3 protein-coding genes are annotated in these 3,780 nt (G+C 44.7%); 1 reads left to right on the top strand and 2 read right to left on the bottom strand.

Going from position 1 to position 3,780, the window contains the following annotated elements:
- Positions 1-316 precede the first annotated feature (316 nt).
- Both F6K57_RS39325 and F6K57_RS39330 read right to left on the bottom strand, forming a co-directional pair.
- Positions 317-1,972, bottom strand: a complete 1,656-nt coding sequence (locus F6K57_RS39325) for a hypothetical protein (RefSeq protein WP_293059060.1) — start codon at positions 1,970-1,972, stop codon at positions 317-319.
- A 262-nt stretch (positions 1,973-2,234) separates the two neighbouring features.
- Entirely contained in the window at positions 2,235-2,366 is a 132-nt protein-coding gene (locus F6K57_RS39330; RefSeq protein ID WP_293059063.1) for a hypothetical protein, read from the bottom strand.
- A 329-nt stretch (positions 2,367-2,695) separates the two neighbouring features.
- On the opposite strand from F6K57_RS39330, the gene F6K57_RS39335 reads away from it, so the two are divergent.
- Positions 2,696-3,208, top strand: coding sequence for a hypothetical protein (locus tag F6K57_RS39335; RefSeq protein WP_075897315.1), 513 nt, complete (start codon positions 2,696-2,698; stop codon positions 3,206-3,208).
- Positions 3,209-3,780: the final 572 nt, after the last annotated feature.

Genomic DNA, 3,780 nt, shown 5'->3' on the forward strand with positions numbered 1-3,780 from the left:
TTGCATGGTTAAATCTTTGTTAATAGCGATGCAGCGCGGTCTTGGGGAGGCAGCGCGGTCTTGGGGGTCTCCCCCATGAGCGACTGCCGTGGTTTCCCCCATGAGCGACTGCATCAAGACAAGGCGACCCTATCTTACGGTAACTTTAAACCCGCTAAAACTAACGTTTATAACGGGAGTCCCCTTCCCGTATTTAAGATGGTTAGCCCTAACAGAGCAGGCCAGAATTTAGAATTTGGGCTTTAGAATTGAAAATTTCTGCATTCTCAATTCTTCATTCTTCATTCTAAATTCTTCATTCTAAATTCTTAATTCTTCAATTCCCCTTTCTTAGTAAGCGCTGGAAAATCTGCAAATTCTGATCGAGCCAATCCAGCCATTTCAGACTACTCGATAAAGATTTCGGTGGGTCGGAAATCAGGGTATCTAGAGCAATCAGGCGCTGGAAATTGATCTTGACTGGATCATGACGCTCTGTGGAACCGTCTTTGCGATAAAACTTGACACCAGCTTGTTGCTGCATAATATTGATCACTTCTTGAGCAACGATACCGTAGCCAATAGTAGTGGGATGAATGCCATCTAGGGTGAAGAAACCACCGCTGGTGCGACCGGTGGCATCGGATCTAAAAAAGCGAGTATCCGGTACTGGTGAAAGCGCTTCTAGTTCCGGTGGCAGCTGATAGGGAGTCCACCAATCTGGTCGGGCGTCGGAGTCTTCAATATAACGTCGATAAGCTAAGCAATCTAGTAATCCTCCTAATTCAAATAAATACCAATCTCGACCTTCTTTTCGAGCCTGACGTACAGCATCAGCAATATAGTCGTTGTACTGGTCAATGACGCTATCAATTGCTCGGGCTTGTTGTCCGGTAATGTGCGGGTCACGGTTGGGGTCGAAATCTTTGTCGCTAATCCAAGGACGGGTGTAGTAGGGGAAGTATCGCGAGCCAGTAGCGATCTTATCTCCTACTCCACGACCAATGGGGGCAATGGTGACATGGGGAACTGTAGCCAAAATGACATGGCGAGCTTTAATTTGCTTGATTTGCTCAACTACTTGATCACATTCAGCTTTGAAATCTTCCGGACACCAGATCGTAGGTGGCTGATTGGACTGTGGTGAATTTGAATCGCGATCGCAACTCCATCTGACCTGCAGTTGAGCAACGGTGCCCATGGCATTATTCGCCCCAATCATGACCATCAGGGTTTCAATACCATCTCCCTCACCGTTTTCTAGACTTCCTTCTTGCCCTAGTGCGACCGCAGCTTGGACTGGGGTAAGTGCTTTACCCTCTGAATCCCGCGCCGAGTCCAAAACCCTTAATGCCGCATGTTCGTTGCCATTCTCAACAATTTGCCGCAATAGATCATCCGTTGGTGCCTCGATTGTTTTTCTGAGAGTATCTGCGTCGTTAGAAATAATATCTGTGATATTCCACCCATAAATAGCGAGGTTGTGGTTAATTCCTTTGTGCATAGCAACAGTAGAACCAACGCCCCCTTGCCAACCGGGACCCCGTTCCCAATAATCTTCTAAGTCGTCCATATATTGCTGGATTGAAAACAGGGCTGGTGCTAATTCCCACCAGTCGATCTGGTCACCAAACTGTCCCTCTAAGCGCCGAACTAAATACTCCAGATTCAGGGGCAATCCACCCAATTCACCATATTGGCTGGGACGGCGCAGGTGTTCTTCCCAACCCATTTCTTGAGCAATCATCATGGGATAGGATAGGTCAGTGTTAAAAATTGCTCCATTCTGGACGCCATGGCTTAGGGAATCACCAATAGTGACTAGTCGATGTCGGGGAGTGCCTGGCTTTTGGTTAACTTCAATACTTAATTCCGGACGGATACCTAAAGTAGGATCTGTTTCTGGTGGACGCCCTTGAGGTTGGATAACTTCCTTGACTTGATCTGGAGCCTCAAAGTCGAGCATGTCTTTGGTAAGAAAGCGTTTTACCATAGTTGCTTGTTGATGAAAAAGAATAATGATCAGTTATTAGATAATTCACTGATTCTGAGGTGAATTCCAGAAAAGTAAGTATTAAACTTAAGCACTATAGGGTTTATAAATTAGATGTAAATATTAATGGTGTTTTTTTATTGGACAATAAAACTCCGGAGCTCTTTACCCCTCTTGGCTTTTGCCTTTTGTATGCAAGCCTTTTTCTGCAATTCCTGTGTTCACAACCCAAATACAACGCTACAGCGGTTTGCAATTGCTGTTAGGTACTTTCGTTATGGGTTTTTAGGGAGCAGGGAGCAGGGACTTCGGAGCAGGGAGCAGCGGATATGGGAAGTCGGAAGTGGGAAGTGGGAAGAAGGAAAACAATCCTGTGTACCTGATAGTTATGCAAAGCCGTATGTGGGCATGGTTAGCTTGCCAGCTAATGGGCTGGGAGCCTGGTAAGCAAACAAAGTAGAGAGCTTAGATTCCGTTGGGTGCATCTCATATTTGTAAAAAAGAAGGTAAGTGTGGAGCCCGGGCACGGAGAGGGTGGAAAGTGTTTAAAGTGTGGAAAGTGTTTAAAGTGTGGTAATTTTCGGGGGCATTTTTCCCTAATTGCATGGATTAAGATGCACCACGTCCCGTTAATAAAGATTTGGTAGTTTCCGACAAGATCAGGTTAAAACGGTAAAGAAGTGATTAATTCCCTGGATAATTCCAATATATCCTCTACAAACTATGAACGCCAAATCTAGCATTAAACTCCCATGGATATTTATTCGTAGTTTAAATAAGACTGTCTGGGTGATTTCTAGTCTTGCCCTACTGACAGTAGCTGCCGAATCCTCTTTAGGAGAACCCTCACCCTCTACCCCTACAAAAGTAACCCTAGAATCCCCTGCTCCTGAACTCCCAGTTACCCCTTCAGCCACCTCTTTATCTGGTCATTTGAACAAAATTGGTGCTAAAATGTATGGGGCTTACTGGTGTCCCTATTGCACAAAGCAGAAGCAAATGTTTGGTGAGGCATTTAAGCAGATTAATTATATTGAATGTGACCCAAGGGCTGAAATCTCCCAAACTAACCTCTGTATTGAAGCGAAGATCAGAGGCTTTCCAACTTGGGAAATTAATGGTCGGTTTTACCCAGGTATGCTGTCCTTAGAGCAATTGGCTAAATTTTCAGGCTACTCAGCAGAAGATCCTACAGAATCAATGCCAGTGGTGGAGGAAGAACAAACAGAAAAATAAATAATAGCAATAGTGCAACGTTTAACCTCTAAAAACGTAAGGTAAGCAGTCAGCAGTCAGCAGTCAGCAGTCAGCAGTCAGCAGTCAGCAGTCAGCAGATTTTATTCACAAGCTGTTCGGAACTCAAGTAGCATTCACATTAGCTGATAGCTGATAGCTGAAGTCAGCAGTCAGCAGTCAGCAGTCAGCATATTTTATTCAGCAAGCCTTAAGTAGCCGCCCCATTAACTGTTCGCGTAGCGTGCGCGTAACGCATTAGCTGGTAACTGATAACTGTTCGCGTAGCGTGCGCGTAGCGCTAATCGCTGTTCGCGTAGCCCATTAGCTTATAGCGTTTATCATGGCTATGAGGTACACATTATTTTTTCCCTCTTCACTGCTCCCTGCTCCCTGCTCCCTAAAACCCAGAGATTTGTACCTCATGGGTATAATACTTGCTATAGATATAGGGATTATTTAATAATAGAAAATGTTACCGATTTCCTGGCGAAAACAAAAAACGTTGTAATATCTATCCAAATGCCTTTTGCTGTGGCTAATCGCTCAACGGCTGCAAAGAATTCATTTTTGAA

Source organism: Moorena sp. SIO4A5, from assembly GCF_010672005.1.
Lineage (GTDB): Bacteria > Cyanobacteriota > Cyanobacteriia > Cyanobacteriales > Coleofasciculaceae > Moorena.

Coding starts and splice junctions, on each gene's coding strand:
- F6K57_RS39325 (WP_293059060.1), bottom strand. CDS start 1,972: ATGGTAAAACGCTTTCTTACCAAAGACATGCTCGACTTTGAGGCTCCA.
- F6K57_RS39335 (WP_075897315.1), top strand. CDS start 2,696: ATGAACGCCAAATCTAGCATTAAACTCCCATGGATATTTATTCGTAGT.